Below are 24640 nucleotides of genomic sequence, written 5' to 3' on the forward strand. Positions count from 1 at the left end.
CCAACAAAAACAGCAGTACCTCTGTATTGCGCCCCCGTCGCCTGCCGGCTGCGGGGGCTTTTTATTTTCCGGACACGGATGAGGGGAAACCGGAGCGCATGATGACGGATTGGATCGCCTGGTTCGCGCTAGCGGGCATACTCGTTGTGCTGGAGATGTTCACCGGCACCTTCTATCTGCTGATGGTGGCCATCGGTTTTGCTGCGGGCGGGGTGGCGGCGCTTGCCGGCGCAGGCGTGGCGCTGCAACTGGTCGTCGCGGCACTTGCCGGCGTCATTGCAACCTATGGACTTCGCCGCAGCAGGTGGGGTAAAACGGCGAAGCGGGATGCGCAGCGCGACCCGAACGTGAACCTGGATATCGGCCAGATGCTGCTGGTCGAGGAGTGGTCGGAGGCGAATGGCGGTGCGCAGACTGCGCGCGCGATGTACCGCGGCGCCATGTGGGATGTAGAGCTCGAAGCAGGGAGCGCCGGAAGGCCGGGCAGGTACGTCATCCGCGAGGTGCGCGGCAACCGCCTGGTGGTTGCGGAAGCAGGGTCGGTCAATCAATAAGAACGGAGGGCAGCATGGAGTTTGGATTCGGCAGCGTCAGTCTGGTGCTATTCATCATCGCCGTCGTTTTTGTCGTCAAGACGATCAACGTCGTGCCGCAGCAGAATGCCTGGGTCGTGGAGCGACTGGGCAAGTACCACGCAACCCTCGGGCCCGGGCTCAATATCGTCCTGCCTTTCATCGACCGCGTCGCCTACAAGCATTCACTGAAGGAAATCCCGCTGGATGTGCCCAGCCAGGTCTGCATCACCAAGGACAATACCCAGTTGCAGGTGGACGGCATCCTGTACTTCCAGGTGACGGACGCGATGCGCGCCTCCTACGGTTCCTCGAACTACATTGCGGCCATCACGCAACTGGCGCAGACAACCCTGCGCTCGGTCATCGGCCGCATGGAGCTGGACAAGACCTTCGAGGAGCGCGACCACATCAACCGCGCCATCGTCTCCGCGATCGACGAATCGGCCGCGAATTGGGGTGTGAAGGTGCTGCGCTACGAAATCAAGGACCTGACCCCGCCGAAGGAGATCCTGCATGCCATGCAGGCGCAGATCACGGCGGAACGCGAGAAGCGCGCATTGATCGCCGCGTCGGAAGGGCGCAAACAGGAACAGATCAACATCGCCAACGGCGAGCGCGAGGCCGCGATCGCGAAATCCGAGGGCGACAAGCAGGCCGCCATCAATCGCGCCCAGGGCCAGGCTGCTGCCATCCTGGCTATCGCAGAAGCAAGTGCGGAAGCGCTGCGCAAGACCGCCGCCGCGATCCGTGAACCGGGCGGCGCGGACGCGGTCAACCTGAAAGTTGCCGAGCAATACGTGGGCGCGTTTTCACAGCTCGCCAAGACGAACAATTCGCTGATCGTGCCTGCCAACCTGAGCGATATCAGCGGGTTGATCGCCAGCGCGATGCAGGTGGTGAAAACGCAGAAGGATGCTTGAGGGATACGCGGGGAAGTTACCTGTCGCTTAGCGGCGGTGCTGTTTCATGATTGATTGCTGTTCGCGCTGCCAGTCGCGCTGCTTTTCGCTTTCCCGCTTGTCGTGCTGTTTCTTGCCTTTCGCGAGGCCGACTTCGCATTTGATGCGGCCCTTCGTGTAGTGCAGGTTCAGCGGGACGAGCGTGTAGCCGGCGCGTTCGACCTTGCCGATGAGTTTCTTGATTTCCTCGGCGTTGAGCAGCAGCTTGCGCGTGCGGACAGGGTCGGGATTGACGTGCGTGGATGCGGTAGGCAGCGCGCTGATGTGCGCGCCGAAGAGAAAGACTTCTCCCTGGCGGACGATGACGTAGGCTTCCTTGAGTTGTACGCGTCCCGCGCGGATCGCCTTGACTTCCCATCCCTGCAGCACCATGCCGGCTTCGTAGCGCTCCTCGATGAAGTAATCATGGAAGGCTTTTTTATTATCAACAATGGTCATGAATGTGGGAAACAGATCCGGTCAGTTAAAATTCAGCCCTCTATTCTAACAAACGGATAATTTGCAATGGCTGTCGTTCACAAGTCGGTATTGCTTGGGTACAGCGCGGAACAGATGTTCGCGCTGGTCGACAATATCGAGGACTATCCGAAATTTCTTCCCTGGTGCGGCGGGACGGAAGTGCGCGAGCGCCAGGGCGACAAGGTCGTCGCCACGCTGAAGATCAACTATCACGGCGTCAAGCAGACATTCTCGACCGAGAACGTACATATCCGCCCGACCTCGATCACCATGACCTTGCTGGAAGGACCGTTCAAGCACCTGCACGGCACCTGGACATTCAAGGCGCTGCGCGCGGACGCGTGCAAGATCGATTTCGAGCTGCATTACGAGTTTTCGAGCCGCGTCCTGGAGCAGGTTATCGGACCGGTGTTCAGCATGATCGCCAACAGCTTCGTAGATTCCTTCTGCAAGCGTGCGGAGACGGTCTATGGCTGAGATCGCCGTGCAGGTATGTTATGCGCGCCCGGACCTGCAGATCCTGCGCGACCTGAAGGTGGAAGAGGGTACGACCATCCGGACGGCGATCGAGCAGAGCGGGCTGCTGAACGAGGTGCGCGAAATCGATCTCGCACAGTGCCGCGTCGGTGTGTTCGGAAAGCTCAGGGAGCTGGACTCCGTTCTCCGCGAACGCGAGCGGATCGAGATTTATCGCAGCCTGATCGCTGATCCGAAGGAGTCGCGGCGCAAGCGCGCCGAAAAGAAAGAGAGCAAAGCCCGGTAAAAGCCGGGCCGGCCTACTTGCATCCCGCGAGCGCGCGCCTGGTCGCGGCCGATTCCTGCGCGCGTTGTTCGTCTGACAAGAATGACCTCTCCCCGTTGCTGTCCGTGCGCACGATGCGTTGACCCGAATCGAGCGTCCTCTGGTACTCGCGGGCACGTTCACAGTTCCTTGCATTTTCCGCCACGCGGGTCGCTTCCTCAGCGGCCTTCTTTTCCTTGTCGGCCTGTTCCTGCCTCCGCTTGCGGAATTCGGCATTCTTCTCGGCGAGCGTGGGCTCGGCCCTTGCGGGCGCGGATGCCTGCTGTTCCGTCACGTCCTGCTGCTGTTCCTGCTGCACCCTCGCGCCGGGCTGCTTCAGGATGCGGCCGGACGGCACCGAAGCCGGTGGCGGCATGTCCGAGAATTGCTTCGTTCCTCTCTCGTCCAGCCAGACGTACTGGGCGGCCGCCGTCGCGGGCATGATCAATATGGCAAGTGCGGCTTGGGCCAGCAGGTTCTGCAACGGGGCGCGCTTCATTGGAATCCTTCGCGTTCGGGGGACAGGAGGATTTCGCCATGCTTTGTCCGGACTGTCAACGAAACGGCCTCTGCGCCGTTCCCGGATTGCATCGAAAAACGACGTACTGGATCGATTACTGTATAATCCGCTTTTGCGCCTATAGGAATCACTATGCGTCTACTCCAGAAAGCACTCACGTTCGATGATGTGCTGCTCGTTCCGGCACATTCGGACATCCTCCCCAAAGACACCTCCCTGAAAACGCGCCTGTCGCGCAATATCACGTTGAACATTCCGCTGTTGTCGGCGGCGATGGATACCGTGACCGAGGCGCGCCTGGCAATCGCGATGGCGCAGGAGGGCGGCATTGGCATCGTCCACAAGAACCTCAAGCCGAAGGACCAGGCGCGGGAAGTGGCGAAAGTGAAGCGCTTCGAGTCCGGCGTGCTGCGCGACCCGATCACCATCCCCCCGACGATGCGCATCCGCGACGTGATTGCCCTGCGCGAGCAGCACGGCATCAGCGGCTTCCCGGTGGTGGAGGGCAAGACCGTGGTCGGCATCATCACCAACCGCGACCTGCGCTTCGAAGAGGACCTGGACGCAGAGGTGCGCGCCAAGATGACGCCGCGCGAGAAACTGGTGTTCGTGAACGAGGGCGCCGACCTCGCGGAGGCCAAGCGCCTCATGAACAAGCACCGCCTGGAGCGCGTGCTGGTGGTGAACGGCGATTTCGATCTGCGCGGCCTGATCACCGTGAAGGATATCCAGAAGGCGACCGAACACCCGAACGCTTCCAAGGACGAGCACGGCAAGCTGCGCGTCGGCGCGGCAGTGGGCGTGGGCCCGGATAACGACGAGCGCATCGACCTGCTGGTGAAGGCCGGCGTGGACGTGATCGTGGTCGATACCGCGCACGGCCACTCCAAGGGTGTGCTGGACCGCGTCAAATGGGTGAAGACGAATTATCCGCATGTTGACGTCATCGGCGGCAACATCGCGACGGCAGCCGCAGCGATCGCGCTGGCCGAACATGGCGCGGACGGCGTGAAGGTCGGCATCGGCCCCGGCTCGATCTGCACCACGCGTATCGTGGCAGGCGTCGGCGTTCCCCAGATCACCGCGATCTCGAATGTCGCGGAGGCGCTCAAGGGTACCGGCATTCCCTGCATCGCCGACGGCGGCATCCGCTTCTCGGGCGATATCTCCAAGGCACTCGCCGCCGGCGCATCGAGCGTCATGATGGGCAGCATGTTTGCCGGCACCGAAGAGGCGCCGGGCGAAGTCATCCTCTACCAGGGCCGCTCGTACAAGTCGTATCGCGGCATGGGCAGCCTGGGTGCGATGTCGGAAGGTTCGGCCGACCGCTACTTCCAGGATTCCGCCAACAATGCGGACAAGCTGGTCCCCGAAGGCATCGAAGGCCGCGTTCCCTACAAGGGCAGCGTGCTGGCCATCATTTACCAGCTCGTGGGCGGGGTTCGCTCCTCGATGGGCTATTGCGGTTGCGCCACCATCGACGAACTGCGCGAGAAGGCTGAATTCGTGGAAATCACCTCGGCAGGCATGCGCGAATCGCATGTTCACGACGTGCAGATCACGAAAGAGGCGCCGAACTACCGTGCGGACTGACCGGTCCCGCACCTGTGCCGAAGGATCGCGTCGATGACGGCTGACAGCAGCGGGCGTAACGAGACGACGGCGCCCGCTGGCCAGCCGGAGGTTTCGTTCGGCGAAGACAACGAGCAGCTGCAGCGCATCCGCCGCCTGGGCAAGAAGCTGTTTGGCGTCGCGAATTGCGTCGTTGTCATCGGCGACGCACCGAAGGCGCCGGCAACCGGATCGATGAACGATATCGAGACCGCGTTCTGCCTCGATATCGGGGCATCGGAAGGCGCGGTGGCGGTGCTGGACACTAGCGCCCACCGGGCGATCGGGCAGCACCGGCATGTGGCGGGCAAGCCCTATATCCGGTTCTTCGCTTCGCATCCCGTCTATGCCCCGGACAAGGCACTCGCAGGGCGGGTCTGCCTGGTCGATTACACCCCGCGGCCGGCGTTCCGGGAGGGCGACAGGCAAACGCTTGCCGACCTGGCCGCACTGGTCGAGCGCGAGCTCGAGCTGCACTCGGTCAATGCCTCCCAGCTGGACCTGCAGAAAAAAAACAAGAACCTGCGCCGGAAATCGCTGATCGATCCCTTGATCGGGACGTGGAACCGCGGCGCGATCATGCGCATCCTGACCATCGAGGCCGTCCGTTGCGACAAGGCGGGCGTGCCGCTGTCGCTGATCGTCGTGGACCTCGACTTTTTCAAGAAGATCAACGACACCTACGGCCATCCCGCCGGCGATGCGGTTCTCGTCAAGGTCGCCAGCCGGCTGCGTTCCTGCATCCGGCCGCAGGAAGCGCTCGGGCGTTACGGCGGCGAAGAGTTCCTGATCGTCTTGCCGGGCTCTTCGCACAAGACGGCGATGGCGGTGGCAGAGCGCATGCGCGCGGCGGTCGCGGCGCAACCGGAGGTCGTCAACGGGGCGTCGCTGAACCTGACCATGAGCGCAGGCATCGCCTCCACCGATGTCTTCCCGACGGCGACCACCGAAGAATTGATCAGCAAGGCCGACATGGCGTTGTATGCGGCGAAAGATGCGGGACGCAACCGCGTCATCAACGCGACACCAGATTTATCCTGATAGCAGAAGCCCATCCATGCACTCCAAAATTCTCATTCTCGATTTCGGTTCACAGGTTACCCAGCTGATCGCGCGGCGCGTTCGCGAGGCCGGCGTCTTCTCCGAGGTCTTTCCCTACGACGTCAGCGACGATTTCATCCGCAGCTACGGTGCCGCCGGCATCATCCTCTCCGGAGGCCCGAATTCGGTGACCGAAGGCGATACACCGCGCGCGCCCAAGGCCGTGTTCGAGGCCGGCGTGCCGGTCCTGGGCATCTGCTACGGCATGCAGACGATGGCCGAACAGCTCGGCGGCAAGGTCGAGATGGGCAAGGTGCGCGAGTTCGGCTATGCCGAGGTTCGGGCGCGCGGCCATACCTCGCTGCTGAAGGGCATCAGCGACTTCGTGACCGATGAAGGCCACGGCATGCTGAAGGTGTGGATGAGCCACGGCGACAAGATCATCGAGATGCCGCCCGGCTTCAAGCTGATGGCATCGACCGACAACTGCCCGATCGCCGCGATGGCGAACGAGGAGCGCAAGTGGTACGCCGTCCAGTTCCACCCGGAAGTGACGCACACCGTGCAGGGCAAGGCCATCCTCGGCCGCTTTGTGCACGAGATCTGCGGCTGCAAGTCGGACTGGAACATGCCAGACTACATCTCCGAGGCCGTCGAGGCGATCCGCAAGCAGGTGGGCGATGAGGAAGTCATCCTCGGCCTGTCCGGCGGCGTCGACAGCAGCGTCGCGGCGGCACTGATCCATCGCGCCATCGGCGACCAGCTGACCTGCGTGTTCGTGGACCACGGCCTGCTGCGCCTGAACGAAGGCGAGATGGTCATGAACATGTTCGGCAAGAACCTCGGCGTGAAAGTGGTCCATGTGGACGCCACCGAACAGTTCATGGGCAAGCTGGCCGGCGTCACCGATCCGGAAGCGAAACGCAAGATCATCGGTCGCGAGTTCGTGGAAGTCTTCCAGGCCGAAGCAGGCAAGCTGAAGAATGCGAAGTGGCTGGCGCAGGGCACGATTTACCCCGACGTCATCGAGAGCGCCGGCAAGGGCAAGAAAACCGCGCACACCATCAAGAGCCACCACAACGTGGGCGGACTGCCGGAAACCCTGAACCTGAAACTGCTGGAGCCGCTGCGCGAACTGTTCAAGGACGAAGTGCGCGAGCTCGGCGTGGCGCTCGGACTGCCGCACGACATGGTATACCGCCATCCCTTCCCGGGCCCCGGCCTTGGCGTTCGCATCCTTGGCGAGGTCAAGAAGGAGTATGCGGACCTGCTGCGCCGTGCGGATGCGATCTTCATCGAGGAACTGCGCGCCGCTACCGATGCGGAAGGCCGCTCCTGGTACGACAAGACCAGCCAGGCCTTCGCCGTCTTCCTGCCGGTGAAGTCGGTGGGCGTGATGGGCGACGGACGCACCTACGATTACGTGGTTGCCTTGCGCGCTGTCCAGACGCAGGATTTCATGACCGCGCACTGGGCGCACCTGCCGCACGACCTGCTGGGCAAGGTGTCCAATCGCATCATCAACGAAGTGCGCGGACTCAACCGCGTCGTGTACGACATCTCGGGCAAGCCGCCCGCGACGATCGAGTGGGAATAAGCATTCCCGCCCCGGCCGGCGGCCGGGCTTGAACTGAATGGGAAGATGCCGTGCGCGGATGCAGGTCCGCGGCACGGCGTGCGGCATGGGCCGCTCCCGGCATCAGGAAACGCAAATTGACTTACAGCGTTAAAGAAATCTTCTACACCTTGCAGGGTGAAGGAACCCATGCGGGGCGTCCCGCCGTGTTCTGCCGCTTCGCCGGCTGCAATCTTTGGACAGGCAGGGAGAGCGATCGCGCCTCGGCCATCTGCAAGTTCTGCGATACGGACTTCGTGGGCACCGATGGCGAGCGCGGCGGCAAGTTCGCCGGCAGCGAAGCTCTTGCCCGCGTGATCGACTCCTTGTGGCCGGCATCCTACGCCCGGAGCAAGTTCGTCGTCTTCACCGGCGGCGAACCGCTGCTGCAGCTCGACGAAGCACTCATCGCCAGCATGCATGCGCGCGGATTCGAGATCGCGATCGAAACCAACGGCACCATCGCCGTCCCCCCGGGCGTGGACTGGATATGCGTGAGCCCGAAGGTAGGCTCCGAGCTTGTCGTGCATAGAGGCAACGAACTCAAGGTCGTGATCCCGCAGGCAAACCAGGACATTGCGCAGTACGAGGCGCTCGACTTCGAGCACTTTTACCTGCAGCCGATGGATGGGCCGGACGCGCAGCGCAATACCCGCCTCGCGATCGAAACGTGCCGCAACAACCCGAAGTGGAAACTGAGCCTGCAAACACACAAACTGCTGCAAATACCCTGAATACCATGCTGACCATCACCCGCAAGCTCGAATTCGACGCCGGCCACCGGATTCCCGACCACAAGAGCCAATGCCGCAACCTGCACGGCCACCGTTACACGCTGGAGATCACGCTCGTGGGCGACATCGTCCGCGAAGAGGGCAGCTCCGACAACGGCATGATCATGGACTTTTCCGACGTGAAGGCGCTGGCCAAGCAGCACCTCGTCGACGTCTGGGACCACGCCTTCCTTGCCTATGCGAAGGACACCGTGGTGCGCGAGTTCCTCGAAAGCCTCCCGGGGCACAAGACCGTGATCATCGACAGCATCCCCACCGTGGAAAACCTCGCACGGACCGCGTTCAACATCCTGCGCGCCGCCTACAAAGACCATTACGGCACCGGATTGCGCCTGCACAAGCTGGTTCTGCACGAGACCCCCAACTGCTGGGCGGAGATCACCGCCGATGAATGAGCTGCCCGACACCATCTACATGCAGCAGGCGATTTCCCAGGCGCATAACGCGTGGGCGCTGGGAGAGGTGCCTGTCGGCGCTGTGTTGGTGAAGGACGGACAGGTTGTGGCCACCGGCTTCAACCAGCCGATCGGGACGCATGACCCCACAGCGCACGCCGAAATCATGGCCCTGCGTGCCGCCGCGGAAATTCTCGGCAACTACCGGCTGCCCGGCTGCGAACTCTATGTGACGCTCGAACCCTGCGTCATGTGTGCCGGCGCAATGATGCATGCCCGGCTGGCAAGAGTCGTCTTTGGTGCGCCCGACCCGAAAACGGGCGCCTGCGGTTCGGTGGTCAATCTTTTCGAGCAGGAAAAGCTGAATCACCACACCGAGGTCACCGGCGGCGTGATGGCCGAGGAATGCGGCGCGTTGCTGAAGGAGTTTTTTGCCGAGCGCCGCCGCGCCGCGCAGCGGCTCATGGACCAGGCAGTCGGCACCCGGCAGGAATAACGGGAAATTTTTCCACCGGCGCGTGCTGAAATTACATGCTTGCCGCAACAAGGCGGGCGCCAGCCGGTAAAAACGTCTCGGCACGGCACTTGCAGCTTCCCCGGACTGCTGCACCGGGCGAATGCAGCAGTAAAGCAATCACCGCGAAGGAATACCCTTGCCATTCACAGAAGCAAACGGCATCAAGCTGGCCTATGACGTACAGGGCGACCCGGACGGGGAGCCTGTTCTGCTCATCGCCGGCCTGGGCCTGCAATCCATTTCATGGCCCGAGGCCTTCTGCAAAGGATTGACCGACCAGGGTTTCCGTGTCATCCGCTTCGACAACCGCGACTGCGGCCGGTCGAGCAAGATGGAACACTTCGGCAAGCCCAACCTGCAGGCCGCATTCTTCAAATCACTGTTCCACATGCCCCTGTTCAGCGGCTATACGCTTTACGACATGGCAAAGGACGGCATCTGCCTGCTCGATGCGCTCGGCATCCGGAAAGCCCATATCGTCGGCGCATCGATGGGCGGCATGATCGCGCAGATCATTGCGGGACGCTATCCCGAGCGGGTCCTGTCGCTCACGTCCATCATGTCCACCTCCGGCCGCCCGGGATTGCCGGGGCCGACGATGGCCGCCAGCCATGCCATGTTCTCGCGTCCGCAAAACCCGCGCGATATCAACAGCGTCATCGACCATAACGTGCAATTGTTCCGCGTGCTCGGCGGCTCGCGCTATCCCGTTCCGGAAGCCGAGCTGCGCCGGCGCGTGACCGAAAGCGTGCGACGCGGCGTTTGCGTGAGCGGCACCGCACGCCAGATCATGGCGGTCGCCTCCTCAGGAGATCAGGTCGCGCTGCTGCGCACGGTCAAGGTGCCGACGCTCGTCATCCACGGGACGGACGACCCCCTGGTGCCGCTGGCATGCGGACGCGATGTCGCGCTTCTCGTGCGGGGTGCCGACTTGAAGGTGATCGAAGGGATGGGGCATGATTTTCCCCCCGCTCTCGATGCCACCCTGTCGGGCATGATCGCCGCCCACTGCAAGGCCAGCCAGGAACCGGAAGCGCGCCGCGCGTAGCAGCCATTTCCCGCTGGTGCCGATTTCAACCAAGGAGATCAACCATTGGCTCAACTGCTGAATTTTTCTGACGCCGTCTCGCGCCTGAAGGCGATACGCGACAGGGCAGGGAAACAGGAAGAGGTGAAGGCGCCAGGCTGGTTCCTGCTGACGCTGGAAGGCAGGGCCCCGTGGGAACTGTGGGCATCGCTCGTCTCGCGACCCCTCCTCAGCCAGGCGCCGAAGGGTGACGGGCATCCGGTGCTCGTCTTTCCCGGCCTGGCGACTGGCGACATGACGACCCTGGTGCTGCGCAATTTCCTCAGGGACCGCGGCTACGTGCCTTACGCCTGGGAGCAGGGCTTGAATCGCGGGCCGCGCCCCGGGGTGATCGAGGCGTGCGTCGAGCGCGTGCAGCAGCTGCGCGCAGAGCACGGACAGAATGTCAGTCTTGTCGGTTGGAGCCTGGGCGGGATTTACGCGCGCGAAATCGCAAAAACGATCCCGGACGCAGTGCGCAGCGTGATCACGCTCGGCACGCCGTTCTCCGGCTCGCCCCGCGCCAATAATGCATGGCGGCTCTATGAATTCACCAGCGGCCAGAGCATAGCCAACGACCCGCGCCTCGTTGGCCTGAAGCAGACGCCACCCGTTCCCACGACGTCCATCTACAGCCGCACCGACGGCATCGTGGCATGGCAGTGCTGTGTCGAGAAAGAGACCGAGCGCTCCGAGAATATCGAGGTGCATGCCAGCCATTTCGGCATAGGCGTCAACCCGACCGCGCTGTATGCAGTCGCCGACCGGCTCGCCCAGCCCGAGGGCGGGTGGGAGCGCTTCGACCGGCACGGCATCACGGGATTGAAGAAACTCCTGTACCTCGATCCGTCGCGCAGGACAGGTTTCGGGCTGTTTTGAGCGCCCCGCCGCTGCGCGGTGGCGGGCCTGCTCTACAATATCCCTTTCGTGACCAAACGAAAGACCGGACATGGACAGGACCAACATCGGCGTAGCGGTCGTCGCCCCGAGCGGATACGCGCCCGACCCGTACAGCTACGCGCGTGGTATCGAACGCCTGCGCGCGCAAGGCTGCACGGTGCGCGATTTTTACGACCCCGCCCGCAAGCACCAGCGCTTCGGCGGGACGGACGAAGACCGCATCCACCAGCTGCATGCGGCGGCCATGGATCCCCAGGTGCAGGTGGTGATGGCCTTGCGCGGCGGTTACGGGATATCGCGCATTTTGCCCAAGCTCGACCTGCCCCTGCTTTCCGGCAGCGGCAAGCTGTTCGTCGGCCACAGCGACTTCACTGCGCTGCACATGGCATTGCTGGGCAAGGGTGCACAAAGCTTTGCCGGTCCCATGGTCTGCATCGATTTCTCACGCGACGAGCCGAGCGAATTCACGCTCGACCATTTCTGGCGCTGCATCGAAGGGCCGACACATTCGATCGAATTCGAGGCCGAGGGCAATCCGCAGGTGGACGTGTCGGGCGTGCTGTGGGGCGGCAACCTGGCGATGCTGACTCACCTGATCGGTACGCCGTATCTTCCGCGCATTGACGGCGGCATTCTCTTCATCGAGGACGTGAACGAACATCCGTACCGGATCGAGCGCATGCTGCTGCAGATGGAATACGCCGGCTTGCTGGACCAGAAGGCGGTGGTGTTCGGGGACTTCTCCAGCTATGCGCTGACCGAATACGACAACGGCTACAGCTTCGAAGCCATGCTCAACTACCTGCGCAGCCGCCTCGGTGTGCCCATCGTGACCGGGCTGCCCTTCGGCCACACGCGTGACAAGGCGACCCTGGCCGTGGGCAGCCACACCCGCCTGCGCTCCGACGGGCGCAACTGCTCCTTCGTCATGAGCGCCTATCCGGCGCTACCCCTGGCTGACTGAACCGACCGAAGGCCCCACCAGGAATTTTGCGCGCAGCGCGAAGCTGTCGCCGTGCGTCAGGTAGGCGAGCCCGGGATGGTCGGGCATGTGGAAGGCATCGATCGGATGGGTGATCGGCTCGATGCAGAAGAAGTCCTTGTCGGGCGGCCGGTAGAACAGGGTGTAGCCGTTACAGTCCGGCATGACCATCGTGACCGAGAGGCCGCGATCCGGATAGTCCACCACTGCCTTGCCGTTCCAGCCGGTATAGCAGGCATCGATCAACGGCCCCTCCAGCGGCGCGAGGCTGTTGTAATTCCAGCTCTCGGGAAAGGTCGTCGTGTGCGAGGTCGGGATCGGATCGTCGCCGCTCAGCCAGACGCCCTCCGCCTTGAACATGAGGCGGGTGTCCTTGTTCCTCACGAAATACGGGTGCAGGCCGAGCCCGAACGGCATGGCGGCCTTGCCGAGGTTGGTGACGGTGAGGTCGATCTGCAAACCGTCCGGCAACAGGAGGAAGGTCTCGGTGCTGCGGTAATGGTAGGGGTTGCCATCGAAGCCGCGCGACTCGAGCAACAACTTGACGCGTCCGCTCTCGCGCTCGGCAACTTTCCATGGCTGCAGCCAGCCATTGCCGTGGATCGGATAGTGTTCTTCTGTGCGGTTGGCGTGGATCTGATAGAACGCCCCCTCGAACTCGAAGCCGCCTCCGGTGATGCGGTTGGACCAGGGCACAAGCGGAAAGCAGGCGAGCGTGTAGCGGTCGCCCGAGCCGCCGTCCCAGGGACGGAACAGCGGCAGCGTCTGCGAACCGGATTTCCAGTCCCATGCCGTTGTGCTGCCGCCCATGGCGGGCGCGAGCTGCAGGCGTTGGGTATCGTTTTCCAGGGTAATGATTTCTTCGGCCGTCATCGGTGTGCCTCATCCGCGGAACTGGTTTGCCGGCAGTCCGGCGATATCGATTTCCAGCGCAAATAGACCGCCTGCCAGCGGTTCGCGTTCCAATTGCCCGGGAGCGAGTCCATCGGCGGCCGAGGTGATGTACAGCGTCCTGAAGCCGGGGCCGCCGAAAGTGCAACTGGTGATCTGGCTGCAGGGCAGCGTGACGGTCTGCAAGACATTCCCTTGCGGATCATGCCGCGTCAGCTTGCTCGTGCCCCAGTGCGCGATCCACAGCCCGCCCTCGGCGTCCGTCGTCATGCCGTCCGGCGAGCCGTCCTCCTTGCTGAACTGCAGGAAGATCCGCTTGTTGGAGACGCGCCCCGTCTCCAGGTCGTAGTCGAAGGCATAGACGCGGCCGTTCACGCTGTCGTTGTGATACATCGTGCGGTAGTCGGCGGACCAGGCCGGGCCGTTGGTGACGGGGTAGCCGGTGTCGGCGCGCTCGCAGCGCAGGTCGGGCGAGAGGCAGTAGAGCGAGCCGGTGGGCTCGCGGCAGGCGAAGTCCATGGTGCCGGCCCAGAAGCGGCCGAGGCGGTCGCACTTGCCGTCGTTGAAGCGGTTGCCCGGCAGGTCTGCTTCCACCTGGAGCAGGGGTGTCATTTGACCGGATGCGGGATTGAAGCGGGCGAAGCCATGGCGGCGCGTGACGATCAGTTCATCGACTTCCGCACGCTCGGCGACGGCGCACACTTCCTCCTCGAACTGCCAGCTACGCTGTCCTTCCGCGGGCGAGTAGCGATGCAAGCGGTGACCGAGGATGTCGACCCAGTACAAGGCTTGCTCCCGTACCGACCACATCGGGCCTTCGCCGAGCAGCGCATGCGCATTCCAGACGCATTCGGGCGTGTTCATCGCGGCCTCCGCGCTCAATGCGACTCGCGGGGCACGGGAGCGCCGCTCTTCCCGACGAGGAAATCGAGGTCGGCGCCGAGGTGGGCCTGCTGCACATGGTCCACGTACAGCTTGGCATAACCGCGCGCCGGCATGTCCGGCGCCGTCCATTCGTTGCGGCGCCGCGCCAGTTCCTCGTCGCTGACTTCGAGATGCAGGCTGCGCTCGCCCACATCGAGCTGGATCATGTCACCGTTGCGCACCAGGGCCAGCGGGCCGCCGGCGGCGGCCTCTGGCGAGGTATGCAGGACCACGGTGCCGTAGGCGGTGCCGCTCATGCGCGCATCCGAAATACGTACCATATCCGTGATCCCCTTTTGCAGGATCTTGCTCGGCAGCGGCATGTTGCCGACCTCGGCCATGCCCGGGTATCCGCGCGGACCGCAGTTTTTCAGCACCATCACGCAGGTCTCGTCGATGTCGAGTGCCGGGTCGTCGATGCGCGCGCGGAAATCCTCGATCGATTCGAACACGACGGCGCGCCCCCTGTGCTTGAGCAGGTGCAGCGAGGCGGCGGATGGTTTGATGACTGCACCGTTCGGCGCGAGGTTACCCTTGAGCACAGCGATGCCCGCCTTCGCTTTGAAGGGCTCGTCGACAGTCTTGATCACCTCGCGGTTATAGCAGGGCGCATCCTCGATGTTCTGGCCCAGCGTCTTGCCGTTGACCGTAAGCGCATCGAGATGCAGGCGGTCGCGGATCTCGCGCATGACCGCGGGCACGCCTCCCGCATAGTAGAAATCTTCCATCAGGAAGTGGCCGGAGGGCTGCAGGTTGACGAGGCAGGGCATCTCGCTGCCGATTGCGTCCCAGTCTTCCAGCGTCAAATTCACCCCGATGCGCCCGGCGATGGCCAGCAGGTGCACCACGGCGTTGGTCGAACCGCCGATGGCCGCGTTGACGCGGATGGCGTTCTCGAAGGCTTCGCGCGTGAGGATCTTCTCCATGCCTAGGTCTTCCTCGACCATCTGCACGATGCGCCGCCCGCTCAGCTGCGCCAGGCGGTTGCGGCGCGTATCCGGCGCCGGGATCGCGGCATTGCCGGGCAGCGACATGCCCAGCGCTTCCACCATGCTGGCCATGGTGGAGGCCGTCCCCATCGTCATGCAATGGCCGGAGGAGCGGTTCATGCAGGCTTCGGCGTCAGTGAATTCCTGCTGCGTCATCAGGCCGCCGCGCACCATCTCCGACATCATCCAGACCCCGGTGCCGGAGCCGATGTCCTTGCCGCGGAATTTGCCGTTCAGCATGGGACCGCCCGAAATGCCAATGGTCGGCAGGCCGCAACTGGCGGCGCCCATCATCAGTGCGGGAGTGGTCTTGTCGCATCCCATCAGCAGCACGACGCCGTCGATCGGATTGCCGCGGATGGATTCTTCCACGTCCATGCTGGCAAGGTTGCGGAACAGCATGGCCGTCGGCCGCAGCTGCGTTTCCCCGAGGGACATGACGGGGAACTCCAGCGGGAATCCTCCTGCCTCAAGTACACCGCGTTTGACAAACTCGGCCAGTTCGCGGAAGTGGCTGTTGCAAGGGGTTAATTCGGACCAGGTATTGCAGATGCCGATGACGGGGCGCCCGTCGAAGGCGTCGGGCAGGTAGCCCGGCTTTTGTGTCCAGCTGCGGTGGACAAAGCCGTCGCGGTCCTGCTTTTCAAACCATGCCTGGCTGCGACGTTTCTTGATGGGGATGCTCATGAGAGGCTCTCGGAATTTTTTTGCCGATGGCGGGAAGGTTTCGACCCAGCATCAACATTGATTTGCCGAGGGATCGAAAGTTCAGGAGAAAAAAGATGTCGTCACAAGGCAGTAAGGCGGCGCTGGCGCGCTACACCAGCCTCGAGGGAAAGCGTGTCTTCGTGACCGGCGGCGGGTCGGGAATCGGCGAGGCAATCGTTGCCGGGTTCGCGGAACAGGGTGCGCAGGTCGCTTTCGTCGATATCGCGGTGGACGCCAGCCTTGCGCTGTGCGAGCGCCTCGGCAGTGAAGGTTACCCGAAGCCGGTTTTCCGCCAGTGCGACATACGCGATGTCCAGGCGCTGCAGGACACCATCGGCACGCTCGCCGAAAGCCTTGGTGATTTCGATGTGCTGGTGAACAATGCCGGCAACGACCAGCGCCATGCACCGGAAGACGTGACGCCGGCCTTCTGGGACAACTGCATCGCGATCAACCAGCGCCCGATGTTCTTCGCCGCACAGGCGGTGCTGGAAGGCATGAAGCGGCGCGGCGGGGGCGCGATCATCAACCTCGGCTCCATCAGCTGGCATCTGGCGAACGGCGGCTATACCGTGTACGCCACGACCAAGGCCGCTGTCAGCGGCTTGACACGCGGCCTGGCGCGCGACCTCGGGCCGTTCAACATCCGGGTCAATACCGTCACGCCGGGCTGGGTGATGACCGAGCGCCAGGTCAACCTGTGGCTGGACGAGGAGGGCGAAAAGCTGATCGACCGCAGTCAGTGCCTGAAGCGGCGCCTGATGCCCGGCGATATCGCGCGCATGGTGCTCTTTCTTGCCTCGGACGATGCGGCCATGTGCACGGCCCAGGAGTTCATCGTCGACGGCGGCTGGGCCTGAGCGGCGCCGTCCAAACGCATGGGATCATCATGACAGCACAAACAACTACGCTACTCGGCATCGACTGGGGAACGAGCAACCGCAGGGCCTACGTCCTCGACCCGCAGGGCGGACTGGTGCGTCAGCATCAGGATGAGGTCGGCATCCTGCAGGTGCACGAGGGATTCGAACAATCGCTGAAGGCCTTGATGGAAGCGCTGGAACTGGAAAGCGCGGACGTCATCATGTCCGGCATGGTCGGCAGCCGCAGCGGCTGGAAGGAAGTGCCTTACCTGTCGACGGAGCATCCGCTGTCGCGCCTTGGCGACGCCCTGATGCCGGTCGAGACCGCTATTCCCGGCACCCGGGTACGCATCGTGCCGGGCTATCGCTACGTCGATCCGCACGGCCTGCCCGATGTCATGCGCGGTGAGGAAACCCAGGTCCTGGGCGCGCTGGAGTCGGGCGCTTCCGGCGGCTGGTTCCTGCTGCCGGGCACCCATAGCAAATGGGCCCATGCCGACAGCGGACGCATGACCGAGTTCATGACCTTCATGACGGGAGAGCTGTACTCCCTGATGTCGCAGCACGGCACGCTGTCCAAGGTCATCTCATCGCAGGAACCCGTACAGGAAGCCTTCGCTGCGGGCCTGCGCGCGGCGCGGCAGGGCGGCTTCACCCATACCGCCTTCTGCTGCCGCGCAATGGTGGTGACCGACATGATGCCGGGCGACCATGCGGCCTCCTACCTATCCGGCCTACTGATCGGCACCGAGCTGTTCGAGATCGTCAAGAAGGCCGGCGAAGCCATGTCGGCGCCGGTCCAGGTGATCGGCAGCGTCGCGCTGTCGGCGCGCTACCTGAGCGCGCTTGAACTGCTCGGCATCCCGGCGCGTGCGTGGCAGCCCGACAGCGTTTACCTCGCCGCCCTGCGCGCAATGTTCAATCTTTCCCGTTGAGTACCATCATGGACGTGTTCAAACCCTCACCCTGTCCCCTCGTGGCCATCCTGCGCGGCCTGACACCGGCCGAGGCGCCGCGCGTGGGGCAAATCCTGTTCGAGGCCGGCTTCCGCATGCTGGAGGTTCCGCTCAACCGCCCAGGCGCCATCGATGCCATCCATGCTTTGCTGCGCGATGCGCCGGACGACGCGCTGATCGGCGCCGGCACCGTGCTCACCGTGCAGGATGTCGACGCGGTGAAAGAGGCGGGCGGCCGCCTCATCGTTTCGCCGCATTGTGCGCCGGACGTGATCAGCCACGCGGCCAAGCATGGCATGATTGCACTGCCCGGCGTGGCGACCCCGACCGAGGCGTTCCGCGCGCTGGAGGCGGGGGCGCATGGCTTGAAACTGTTCCCGGCGGAGATGATCCCGCCGGCGGCGGTCAAGGCCATGCACTCGATCCTGCCGGTCGACACGCCGCTGTTCCCGGTCGGCGGCGTCCAGCCGCACAACATGGCCGCCTATGTTTCCGCCGGCGCGGCGGGATTCGGCATCGGCGGCTCGCTCTACCAGCCGCGGATTGACGAAGCGGCATTGAAGCGCGCCGCGGAGTCTTTCATGGCGGCACGGCGAAATCTGGTGGAGGATGCACTTTAGGCCACGATCGGCGCGGTGCGGAATGGTAAAATGGCGGGTTATTTTCGAATCTCCCGCAAAAGGTTTTACCCGTGCTTTCCACCGCAAACATCACGATGCAGTTCGGCCCCAAGCCGCTGTTCGAAAACATTTCCGTCAAATTCGGCGAGGGCAACCGTTACGGCCTGATCGGCGCCAACGGTTGCGGCAAGTCCACCTTCATGAAGATCCTGGGCGGCGACCTGGAGCCGAGCGGCGGCAACGTCATGCTCGATCCCAACGAGCGCCTGGGCAAGCTGCGCCAGGACCAGTTCGCCTTCGAGAGCATGCGCGTGCTCGACGTCGTCATGATGGGTCACACCGAAATGTGGGCCGCGATGACCGAACGCGATGCGATCTACGCCAACGCGGAGGCGACCGACGAGGACTACATGCGCGCCGCCGACCTGGAGGCGAAGTTCGCCGAGTACGACGGTTACACCGCGGAAGCCCGCGCCGGCGAACTGTTGCTGGGCGTCGGCATCCCGCTCGACCAGCACCAGGGCCCGATGAGCAACATCGCGCCGGGCTGGAAGCTGCGCGTGCTCCTGGCGCAGGCGCTGTTCTCCAATCCCGACATCCTGCTGCTCGACGAGCCGACCAACAACCTCGACATCAACACCATCCGCTGGCTCGAGAACGTGCTCAACGAGCGCAACTCCACCATGATCATCATTTCGCACGACCGCCACTTCCTGAACCAGGTGTGCACGCACATGGCGGACATGGACTACGGCACGCTGAAGATCTATCCCGGCAATTACGACGACTACATGCTGGCCTCTTCGCAGGCGCGCGCCCAGCTCATGGCCGCCAATGCCAAGGCCAAGGAACGCGTGGCGGAACTGCAGGAATTCGTGCGCCGCTTCTCGGCCAACAAGTCCAAGGCACGCCAGGCGACTTCCCGCGCCAAGCAGATCGAAAAGATCAAGGTCGAGGATGTCAAGCCGTCCAGCCGCCAGAACCCGTTCGTCCGCTTCGAGGGCGAGAAGAAACTGCATCGCCAGGCGGTGGAGGTGGAAGGGCTGTCGAAATCCTACGACCGCACGATTTTCAAGAACTTCAACATCCTGGTCGAGGCGGGCGAAAAGATTGCGATCATCGGCGCCAACGGCGCAGGTAAGACCACCCTGTTGCGCAGCATCGGCGGCGAAGTGTGCGGCATGCAGGCCGACTCAGGCATCACCAAGTGGGCGGAAAACGCCAATGTGGGTTACATGCCCCAGGACCCGACCGAGGAATTCGCGGTCGACAAGAACCTGACGGACTGGATGGGCCAGTGGACGAAGGAGGGCGACGACGACCAGGCCGTGCGTTCCATCCTCGGCCGCCTGCTGTTCTCGGGCGACGACGTGCGCAAATCGGTGAAGGTGCTGTCGGGCGGCGAAAAGGGCCGCATGATGTACGGCAAGCTGATGCTGGGCCGCCACAACGTGCTGCTGATGGACGAGCCGACCAACCACATGGACATGGAATCCATCGAATCGCTCAACATCGCGCTGGACAAGTACGCCGGCACGCTGATCTTCGTGTCGCACGACCGCGAGTTCGTATCCTCGCTCGCGACACGCGTACTCGAGATCCGGGCTGGCGAGATCATCGACTTCCGCGGCGGCTACGAGGAATACCTCGCCAGCCAGGGCATCGAATAAGACAGGTTTTGCCTTATTCGGCCAGCGCCGCGTTCAGCCCGATGACGGTGGTATTGGGCGCGGTCTCGCCCATGTAGAGCAACTGGTCGAGACGTGTCCGCATGCCGCGCGCGACTTCCTTGCCCTTGGCTTTCAGCACGGCCTCCAGGTAGGGATCGCGCAGGGCGCGGAAATCGTCGATCGAGGCCGCTTTCTCCACCTTCAGCTGCAGCGTGTAGCCGCGCAGGCCGATGGTGCCCTTGATGGTCTCGGTGTAGAACTGGTAGATCGCCTGGAACTGGTTCTGGCCTTCCGGCAGGGGCGGGAGCTCCGATTCCAGAGCGGCCTCCGGCACCGGCGATGGCGGAACGATCGGCTCCACCTCAGCCACCAGCTGGATAAATCCGTTATCCAGCAGTTCCGTAATGCTGTCCTGTGTCAGGCCGATGCCGCCGACTTTCTTCAACAGGTCGTCGGCGCTTTGCTTGCCATCCACCATGACCAGCAGTGTGCGCAGCCGGGATGCCAGCTGGTGTTTGCGCGTGGCGATTTCTTCGCGACCTTTGTCGGTCTTGTCGAAAATGCGGTGCGTCATTGGTGTCTCCTCCCCCTCGCGAAATCCGTCTTTCCGTTTTCAGCCGCCGCCACTCTCCGGGGCGTACAGCGTGTTACCGGTCCATGTCATTTTTATTCCTGCCGGCAATGTCGGACGAAACCTATTCTTGATGCACCGCCTCGGCAGGGCTTTGACATGGATCAGATTCAGTATGCGACGGAAACCGGATTGCGTAAATAAAAAGTTGTCGTGTGGCAACAAATATCGCTGGCTATGCCGGACACTTGAAAAAAGCCCTGCCCCCCCAGTTCTCCGTTATCAGGCATACTTTCCGTTTCGGCGCTTTCGCGCCCGTTTTTTGCGTCACTACCATGCAAATCCAACCGATCAAGACTGTCGAATTCGAACGTCCGCAGATGGAATCGGGCACCAGTTGCGTCGCCAACGCCTGGGCCCGCATACCGCTTGCGCCCACCCCCGAGGAAAAGACCGCGCTCAAGGAGAAAATCAAGCGTCTCCTGAAGGAAAAAGAAGCCGTCCTGGTGGCCCACTACTACGTGGATGCCGACCTGCAAGACCTTGCCGAGGAAACCGGCGGCTGCGTGTCCGATTCCCTGGAAATGGCGCGCTTCGGCCGCGACCATCCGGCCAAGACGCTGGTGGTGGCAGGCGTGAAATTCATGGGCGAGACGGCGAAGATCCTAAGCCCGGACAAGACCATCCTGATGCCGGATCTCGACGCCACCTGCTCGCTCGACCTCGGCTGTCCGGCGGACGAATTCGCCGCATTCTGCGACGCTCATCCCGACCGTACCGTTGTCGTCTACGCCAATACTAGCGCGGCTGTGAAGGCGCGCGCCGACTGGATGGTGACCTCGTCGATCGGCTTGGACATCGTGCAGCACCTGCACGACCAGGGCAAGAAGATCCTGTGGGCGCCGGACAAGCACCTCGGCAGCTACATCCAGAAAAAGACCGGTGCCGACATGCTGCTGTGGCAGGGCTCCTGCCTGGTGCACGACGAGTTCAAGGGCATCGAACTGGAATTGCTGCGCAAGGAGCATCCCAAGGCCAAGATCCTGGTGCACCCGGAGTCGCCGGAGGCGGTGGTGGCGCAGGCCGACGTCGTCGGTTCCACCTCCCAGCTCATCGCGGCGGCCCAGTCGCTGGACGCCGACGAATTCATTGTCGCCACGGATAACGGCATCCTGCACAAGATGCGCATGGCCGCACCCGGCAAGCGCTTCATCGATGCGCCCACCGCCGGCAACAGCGCCACCTGCAAGAGCTGCGCGCACTGCCCGTGGATGGCCATGAACGGCCTGCAAAACCTGGCCGAGGTGCTGGAGTCGGGCAAGAACGAAATCCACGTCGATCCGGAGACCGGCCGCAAGGCCTTCGTCTGCATCGACCGCATGCTGGCGTTCGCCGCTGCACGCAAGGCCAATGTCCGCCCCGGCGGCGACCTGGCAAAAGAACAAAAACTGTTTGCTGGGATCGGACCCGCATGAGCACGCTGAAGAACCCGTTTGCACCATTTGACGCCGCGCTGGTCGCGGCATTCGAGCAGAACCTTCGCGCGGCCCTGCAGGAGGACGTCGGCACCGGCGACGTGACCGGGCTGCTGGTACCGGAGAACGAGTGGGTCAAGGCACGCGTGATCGTGCGCGAACCGGCCGTCCTGTGCGGCGCGCCCTGGTTCGAGGGCGTGATGACCCAGCTCGACCCGCGCATCCGCATCGAGTGGCGTTACGCCGAAGGCGACTCGATGACGGCGGACAGTGAAGTCTGCGCGATCGACGCGCCGGCCCGTGCGCTGCTGACGGCCGAGCGCACGGCGCTGAATTTTCTGCAGCTGCTGTCGGGCGTGGCCACGGTGACCCGCCAGTATGCGGATGTGGTGAAGGGCACCCGCGCCGCGGTGCTCGATACCCGCAAGACCTTGCCCGGACTGCGGCTTGCGCAGAAATACGCGGTACGCGTCGGCGGCGGAAAGAACCAGCGCCTTGCGCTGTACGATGGCATCCTGATCAAGGAAAACCATATCGCCGCTGCTGGCGGCATCACGGCGGCGATGAAGGCGGCACATGCGCTGCATGCAGGCGTCAGCATTCAGATCGAGGTCGAGAACCTCGTCGAGCTGGAAGAAGCCCTGGTGGCGGGCGCGACGTCCATCCTGCTCGACAACTTCACCCTGGAGATGATGCGCGAGGCGGTGAAGGTCAACAACGGACGGGCGCTGCTGGAGGCATCGGGCGGCGTCAACATGAGCACGCTGCGCGCCATCGCGGAAACCGGCGTGGACCGGATTTCCATCGGGGGGCTGACCAAGGACGTGCGGGCGACGGATTATTCGCTGCGTATCGTTGGGTAATTGGGGTGAGGTGGGTTTCGCTTCGCTCTACCCACCCTACAGTCCTTTATCGGCAACGGTGGGTTTCGCTTCGCTCTACCCACCCTACAGTCCTTTATCGGCAACGGTGGGTTTCGCTTCGCTCTACCCAACCTACGATTCTCTATAAAGGACGGTAGGGTGGGTAGAGCGAAGCGAAACCCACCAAGCGCCTCAAACTATCACCGCCGCCCCGGCGCCAGTACTGTCGGCAACGCCTTCGGCAGCGTCTCCGGAAAATCCTGGCTGAAGTGCAGCCCGCGGCTCTCGCGGCGCGACAGAGCACTCTCCACGATCATCGATGCCACATCGACAAGATTGCGCAGTTCCAGCAGGTCGCGCGTGATCCGGAAATGCGAGTAGTACTCGTAAATCTCTTCCCGCAACAGCCCGATGCGATGCTGCGCGCGCTCCAGCCGCTTGGTCGTGCGCACGATACCCACGTAGTTCCACATGAAGCGCCGCAACTCATCCCAGTTATGCGCGATGACGACTTCCTCGTCGGCGTCGGTCACGCGGCTTTCATCCCAGGCGGGCAGGGAATACTGCCGTGGCTTGGGCTGTTGTTCGATGTGCTGCGCCGCGGCCCGGCCGAGGACCAGGCATTCCAGCAGCGAATTGCTGGCAAGGCGGTTGGCGCCGTGCAGTCCGGTGTAGGCCGTCTCGCCGACGGCATATAGCCCGGGCAGGTCGGTGCGTCCGAACATGTCGGTGACAACGCCGCCGCAGGTGTAATGGGCCGCCGGAACGACAGGAATAGGCTGCCTGGTGATGTCGATGCCGAGCTCCAGGCATCGGGCGTAAATGGTCGGGAAGTGTTCCTTCAGGAATTCGGGCGGCTGGTGGCTGATGTCCAGGTCGACGTAATCCAGGCCGCGCTTCTTCATTTCAAAGTCGATGGCGCGCGCCACCACGTCGCGCGGCGCGAGCTCCGCGCGCTCGTCGTGCGACTCCATGAAGCGCTTGCCGGCCGCCGCGCCGGCCTCGGCGGGCAGCTTGAGCAGGCCGCCTTCGCCCCGTACCGCTTCCGAAATCAGGAAGGACTTCGCATACGGGTGGTACAGGCAGGTGGGATGGAACTGGATGAACTCCATGTTCGCCACCCGGCAGCCGGCGCGCCAGGCCATGGCGATGCCGTCGCCGGTCGCCGTATCCGGGTTGGTCGTGTACAGGTAAACCTTGCCGGCGCCGCCGGTGGCGAGCACGGTATGGTCCGCCGCCAGGGTCATCACGGCTCCGGTATTGACATCCTGCACATACAGGCCGAGGCAACGGTGCGTCCCGTCGGCGCCATCGATCTTGTCGGTCGTGATCACGTCGATCGCGTAGTGGTTTTCCAGGACCGTGATGTTCGGATGGTTGCGGGCTTTCTGCTCCAGCGTGACCTGGACCGCGTGCCCGGTGGCGTCGGCCGCGTGGATGATGCGGCGCTGGCTGTGTCCGCCTTCGCGCGTCAGGTGGTAGCCCAGTTCCGCCGTCGGGTCGCGGGTGAAGGGCACGCCTTGTTCGATCAGCCACTCGATCGCACTGCGGCTGTTCTCGACGATGAAACGCGTGGCGCCTTCGTCGCACAGCCCGGCGCCGGCGACCAGCGTGTCGGCGATATGCTGCTCGTGGCTGTCGCCGGAATCGAGGACGGCGGCGATGCCGCCCTGCGCCCAGTTGCTTGCTCCGTCCAGCAGGCTGCGCTTGGAAACCACGACGACCTTGTGCGTCTGCGCGAGGTGCAGGGCGACGGACAGCCCCGCAAGGCCGCTGCCAACAATGGCGACATCAAATTTCATAAGATAGGAATTCGACAGCATAGTCATTACACGAAACGACATCTTACCACCTGGCAATCCATCTCTCCCGTCAGAAGGAGTGCCGGTTGGCGC

The 24640-nt window shown here is 63.4% G+C and carries 26 protein-coding genes; 19 read left to right on the plus strand and 7 right to left on the minus strand.

Annotation, left to right across the window (positions count from 1 at the left end):
• The first annotated feature begins 98 nt into the window (after positions 1-98).
• Together VFF99_RS14990 and VFF99_RS14995 are read left to right on the plus strand one after the other, a co-directional pair.
• The gene (locus tag VFF99_RS14990) at positions 99-554 is read left to right on the plus strand and encodes an NfeD family protein (RefSeq protein ID WP_325019244.1); all 456 of its coding nucleotides are present in this window, start codon (positions 99-101) and stop codon (positions 552-554) included.
• A 14-nt stretch (positions 555-568) separates the two neighbouring features.
• Positions 569-1495, plus strand: coding sequence for a stomatin-like protein (locus VFF99_RS14995; RefSeq protein ID WP_325019246.1), 927 nt, complete (start codon positions 569-571; stop codon positions 1493-1495).
• 27 nt (positions 1496-1522) lie between these two features.
• On the opposite strand, the gene smpB is transcribed toward VFF99_RS14995, so the two are convergent.
• Complete coding sequence (gene smpB / locus VFF99_RS15000; protein ID WP_325019248.1) at positions 1523-1972, minus strand: SsrA-binding protein SmpB; 450 nt, start codon at positions 1970-1972, stop codon at positions 1523-1525.
• A 66-nt stretch (positions 1973-2038) separates the two neighbouring features.
• Here smpB and VFF99_RS15005 point away from each other — a divergent pair, with 66 nt between their 5' ends.
• The gene (locus VFF99_RS15005) at positions 2039-2470 is read left to right on the plus strand and encodes a type II toxin-antitoxin system RatA family toxin (protein ID WP_325019250.1); all 432 of its coding nucleotides are present in this window, start codon (positions 2039-2041) and stop codon (positions 2468-2470) included.
• Positions 2463-2756: an RnfH family protein gene (locus tag VFF99_RS15010; RefSeq protein WP_325019252.1), complete on the plus strand. Its 294-nt coding sequence runs from the start codon at positions 2463-2465 to the stop codon at positions 2754-2756. Before VFF99_RS15005 ends, VFF99_RS15010 begins: the two co-directional genes overlap by 8 nt.
• A 13-nt stretch (positions 2757-2769) precedes the next feature.
• On the opposite strand, the gene VFF99_RS15015 is transcribed toward VFF99_RS15010, so the two are convergent.
• Complete coding sequence (locus tag VFF99_RS15015) at positions 2770-3273, minus strand: DUF4124 domain-containing protein (RefSeq protein ID WP_325019254.1); 504 nt, start codon at positions 3271-3273, stop codon at positions 2770-2772.
• 153 nt (positions 3274-3426) lie between these two features.
• Here VFF99_RS15015 and guaB point away from each other — a divergent pair, with 153 nt between their 5' ends.
• The 9 genes from guaB (at position 3427) to ldcA (ending at position 12197) form a co-directional block, all read left to right on the plus strand.
• Positions 3427-4887 (plus strand): IMP dehydrogenase, encoded by a 1461-nt coding sequence (gene guaB / locus VFF99_RS15020; protein ID WP_325019256.1) that lies wholly within the window; start codon positions 3427-3429, stop codon positions 4885-4887.
• Between the two features lie 33 nt (positions 4888-4920).
• Positions 4921-5946: a sensor domain-containing diguanylate cyclase gene (locus VFF99_RS15025; RefSeq protein WP_325019258.1), complete on the plus strand. Its 1026-nt coding sequence runs from the start codon at positions 4921-4923 to the stop codon at positions 5944-5946.
• Positions 5947-5962: 16 nt separating this feature from the next.
• The gene (gene guaA / locus VFF99_RS15030; protein WP_325019260.1) at positions 5963-7543 is read left to right on the plus strand and encodes a glutamine-hydrolyzing GMP synthase; all 1581 of its coding nucleotides are present in this window, start codon (positions 5963-5965) and stop codon (positions 7541-7543) included.
• 116 nt (positions 7544-7659) lie between these two features.
• Complete coding sequence (gene queE / locus VFF99_RS15035; protein WP_325019262.1) at positions 7660-8295, plus strand: 7-carboxy-7-deazaguanine synthase; 636 nt, start codon at positions 7660-7662, stop codon at positions 8293-8295.
• Positions 8296-8300: 5 nt separating this feature from the next.
• On the plus strand, positions 8301-8750 hold the full coding sequence (gene queD, locus VFF99_RS15040; RefSeq protein WP_325019264.1) for a 6-carboxytetrahydropterin synthase QueD: 450 nt from the start codon (positions 8301-8303) through the stop codon (positions 8748-8750).
• A complete protein-coding gene (gene tadA, locus VFF99_RS15045) occupies positions 8743-9246 on the plus strand; it encodes a tRNA adenosine(34) deaminase TadA (RefSeq protein ID WP_325019266.1) in 504 nt (167 codons plus the stop codon). Before queD ends, tadA begins: the two co-directional genes overlap by 8 nt.
• 157 nt (positions 9247-9403) lie before the next feature.
• Positions 9404-10315, plus strand: coding sequence for an alpha/beta hydrolase (locus VFF99_RS15050; protein WP_325019268.1), 912 nt, complete (start codon positions 9404-9406; stop codon positions 10313-10315).
• Positions 10316-10360: 45 nt separating this feature from the next.
• Positions 10361-11212 (plus strand): alpha/beta hydrolase, encoded by an 852-nt coding sequence (locus VFF99_RS15055; protein WP_325019270.1) that lies wholly within the window; start codon positions 10361-10363, stop codon positions 11210-11212.
• 70 nt (positions 11213-11282) lie between these two features.
• The gene (gene ldcA / locus VFF99_RS15060; protein WP_325019272.1) at positions 11283-12197 is read left to right on the plus strand and encodes a muramoyltetrapeptide carboxypeptidase; all 915 of its coding nucleotides are present in this window, start codon (positions 11283-11285) and stop codon (positions 12195-12197) included.
• On the opposite strand, the gene VFF99_RS15065 is transcribed toward ldcA, so the two are convergent.
• From VFF99_RS15065 to VFF99_RS15075, 3 genes are read right to left on the minus strand one after another with little or no spacing between them, the layout of a single operon-like run.
• Positions 12180-13088, minus strand: a complete 909-nt coding sequence (locus tag VFF99_RS15065; RefSeq protein ID WP_325019274.1) for an aldose 1-epimerase — start codon at positions 13086-13088, stop codon at positions 12180-12182. The genes ldcA and VFF99_RS15065 overlap by 18 nt on opposite strands.
• 9 nt (positions 13089-13097) lie before the next feature.
• Positions 13098-13970, minus strand: a complete 873-nt coding sequence (locus VFF99_RS15070) for an SMP-30/gluconolactonase/LRE family protein (protein ID WP_325019276.1) — start codon at positions 13968-13970, stop codon at positions 13098-13100.
• A gap of 14 nt (positions 13971-13984) precedes the next feature.
• The gene (locus VFF99_RS15075) at positions 13985-15706 is read right to left on the minus strand and encodes an IlvD/Edd family dehydratase (RefSeq protein ID WP_325019278.1); all 1722 of its coding nucleotides are present in this window, start codon (positions 15704-15706) and stop codon (positions 13985-13987) included.
• A gap of 95 nt (positions 15707-15801) precedes the next feature.
• Here VFF99_RS15075 and VFF99_RS15080 point away from each other — a divergent pair, with 95 nt between their 5' ends.
• The 4 genes from VFF99_RS15080 (at position 15802) to VFF99_RS15095 (ending at position 19836) form a co-directional block, all read left to right on the plus strand.
• Positions 15802-16587 carry an SDR family oxidoreductase gene (locus tag VFF99_RS15080; protein ID WP_325019280.1) on the plus strand — a complete coding sequence of 262 codons (786 nt, stop codon included), beginning with the start codon at positions 15802-15804 and terminating at the stop codon, positions 16585-16587.
• Between the two features lie 29 nt (positions 16588-16616).
• Entirely contained in the window at positions 16617-17525 is a 909-nt protein-coding gene (locus tag VFF99_RS15085) for a 2-dehydro-3-deoxygalactonokinase (protein WP_325019282.1), read from the plus strand.
• A gap of 8 nt (positions 17526-17533) precedes the next feature.
• The gene (locus VFF99_RS15090) at positions 17534-18166 is read left to right on the plus strand and encodes a 2-dehydro-3-deoxy-6-phosphogalactonate aldolase (RefSeq protein ID WP_325019284.1); all 633 of its coding nucleotides are present in this window, start codon (positions 17534-17536) and stop codon (positions 18164-18166) included.
• A 71-nt stretch (positions 18167-18237) separates the two neighbouring features.
• The gene (locus VFF99_RS15095) at positions 18238-19836 is read left to right on the plus strand and encodes an ABC-F family ATPase (protein WP_325019286.1); all 1599 of its coding nucleotides are present in this window, start codon (positions 18238-18240) and stop codon (positions 19834-19836) included.
• A 13-nt stretch (positions 19837-19849) separates the two neighbouring features.
• On the opposite strand, the gene VFF99_RS15100 is transcribed toward VFF99_RS15095, so the two are convergent.
• Positions 19850-20410 (minus strand): hypothetical protein, encoded by a 561-nt coding sequence (locus VFF99_RS15100; RefSeq protein ID WP_325019288.1) that lies wholly within the window; start codon positions 20408-20410, stop codon positions 19850-19852.
• Between the two features lie 332 nt (positions 20411-20742).
• Here VFF99_RS15100 and nadA point away from each other — a divergent pair, with 332 nt between their 5' ends.
• Both nadA and nadC read left to right on the plus strand, forming a co-directional pair.
• Positions 20743-21882, plus strand: a complete 1140-nt coding sequence (gene nadA / locus VFF99_RS15105; protein WP_325019290.1) for a quinolinate synthase NadA — start codon at positions 20743-20745, stop codon at positions 21880-21882.
• Positions 21879-22745 carry a carboxylating nicotinate-nucleotide diphosphorylase gene (nadC, locus tag VFF99_RS15110; RefSeq protein WP_325019292.1) on the plus strand — a complete coding sequence of 289 codons (867 nt, stop codon included), beginning with the start codon at positions 21879-21881 and terminating at the stop codon, positions 22743-22745. The genes nadA and nadC overlap by 4 nt, the downstream gene beginning before the upstream one ends.
• Positions 22746-22945: 200 nt before the next feature.
• Here nadC and nadB read toward each other — a convergent pair whose 3' ends face one another.
• Entirely contained in the window at positions 22946-24547 is a 1602-nt protein-coding gene (gene nadB / locus VFF99_RS15115; protein ID WP_325019294.1) for an L-aspartate oxidase, read from the minus strand.
• Between the last annotated feature and the right edge of the window lie 93 nt (positions 24548-24640).

The sequence above is a fragment of the Noviherbaspirillum sp. genome (genome assembly GCF_035654295.1).
In the GTDB taxonomy this organism is placed as follows: Bacteria; Pseudomonadota; Gammaproteobacteria; order Burkholderiales; family Burkholderiaceae_D; genus Noviherbaspirillum.

What these genes read in the sequence shown, in the direction of transcription:
- VFF99_RS15065 (WP_325019274.1), bottom strand. Translation starts at nt 13,088, where the DNA reads ATGACGGCCGAAGAAATCATTACCCTGGAAAACGATACCCAACGCCTG.
- VFF99_RS14995 (WP_325019246.1), top strand. Translation starts at nt 569, where the DNA reads ATGGAGTTTGGATTCGGCAGCGTCAGTCTGGTGCTATTCATCATCGCC.
- nadA (WP_325019290.1), top strand. Translation starts at nt 20,743, where the DNA reads ATGCAAATCCAACCGATCAAGACTGTCGAATTCGAACGTCCGCAGATG.
- tadA (WP_325019266.1), top strand. Translation starts at nt 8,743, where the DNA reads ATGAATGAGCTGCCCGACACCATCTACATGCAGCAGGCGATTTCCCAG.
- guaB (WP_325019256.1), top strand. Translation starts at nt 3,427, where the DNA reads ATGCGTCTACTCCAGAAAGCACTCACGTTCGATGATGTGCTGCTCGTT.
- guaA (WP_325019260.1), top strand. Translation starts at nt 5,963, where the DNA reads ATGCACTCCAAAATTCTCATTCTCGATTTCGGTTCACAGGTTACCCAG.
- ldcA (WP_325019272.1), top strand. Translation starts at nt 11,283, where the DNA reads ATGGACAGGACCAACATCGGCGTAGCGGTCGTCGCCCCGAGCGGATAC.
- VFF99_RS15070 (WP_325019276.1), bottom strand. Translation starts at nt 13,970, where the DNA reads ATGAACACGCCCGAATGCGTCTGGAATGCGCATGCGCTGCTCGGCGAA.
- VFF99_RS15090 (WP_325019284.1), top strand. Translation starts at nt 17,534, where the DNA reads ATGGACGTGTTCAAACCCTCACCCTGTCCCCTCGTGGCCATCCTGCGC.
- VFF99_RS15100 (WP_325019288.1), bottom strand. Translation starts at nt 20,410, where the DNA reads ATGACGCACCGCATTTTCGACAAGACCGACAAAGGTCGCGAAGAAATC.
- VFF99_RS15010 (WP_325019252.1), top strand. Translation starts at nt 2,463, where the DNA reads ATGGCTGAGATCGCCGTGCAGGTATGTTATGCGCGCCCGGACCTGCAG.
- VFF99_RS15025 (WP_325019258.1), top strand. Translation starts at nt 4,921, where the DNA reads ATGACGGCTGACAGCAGCGGGCGTAACGAGACGACGGCGCCCGCTGGC.
- VFF99_RS15080 (WP_325019280.1), top strand. Translation starts at nt 15,802, where the DNA reads ATGTCGTCACAAGGCAGTAAGGCGGCGCTGGCGCGCTACACCAGCCTC.
- nadB (WP_325019294.1), bottom strand. Translation starts at nt 24,547, where the DNA reads ATGAAATTTGATGTCGCCATTGTTGGCAGCGGCCTTGCGGGGCTGTCC.
- VFF99_RS15015 (WP_325019254.1), bottom strand. Translation starts at nt 3,273, where the DNA reads ATGAAGCGCGCCCCGTTGCAGAACCTGCTGGCCCAAGCCGCACTTGCC.
- VFF99_RS14990 (WP_325019244.1), top strand. Translation starts at nt 99, where the DNA reads ATGATGACGGATTGGATCGCCTGGTTCGCGCTAGCGGGCATACTCGTT.
- queD (WP_325019264.1), top strand. Translation starts at nt 8,301, where the DNA reads ATGCTGACCATCACCCGCAAGCTCGAATTCGACGCCGGCCACCGGATT.
- VFF99_RS15075 (WP_325019278.1), bottom strand. Translation starts at nt 15,706, where the DNA reads ATGAGCATCCCCATCAAGAAACGTCGCAGCCAGGCATGGTTTGAAAAG.
- VFF99_RS15085 (WP_325019282.1), top strand. Translation starts at nt 16,617, where the DNA reads ATGACAGCACAAACAACTACGCTACTCGGCATCGACTGGGGAACGAGC.
- VFF99_RS15005 (WP_325019250.1), top strand. Translation starts at nt 2,039, where the DNA reads ATGGCTGTCGTTCACAAGTCGGTATTGCTTGGGTACAGCGCGGAACAG.
- smpB (WP_325019248.1), bottom strand. Translation starts at nt 1,972, where the DNA reads ATGACCATTGTTGATAATAAAAAAGCCTTCCATGATTACTTCATCGAG.
- nadC (WP_325019292.1), top strand. Translation starts at nt 21,879, where the DNA reads ATGAGCACGCTGAAGAACCCGTTTGCACCATTTGACGCCGCGCTGGTC.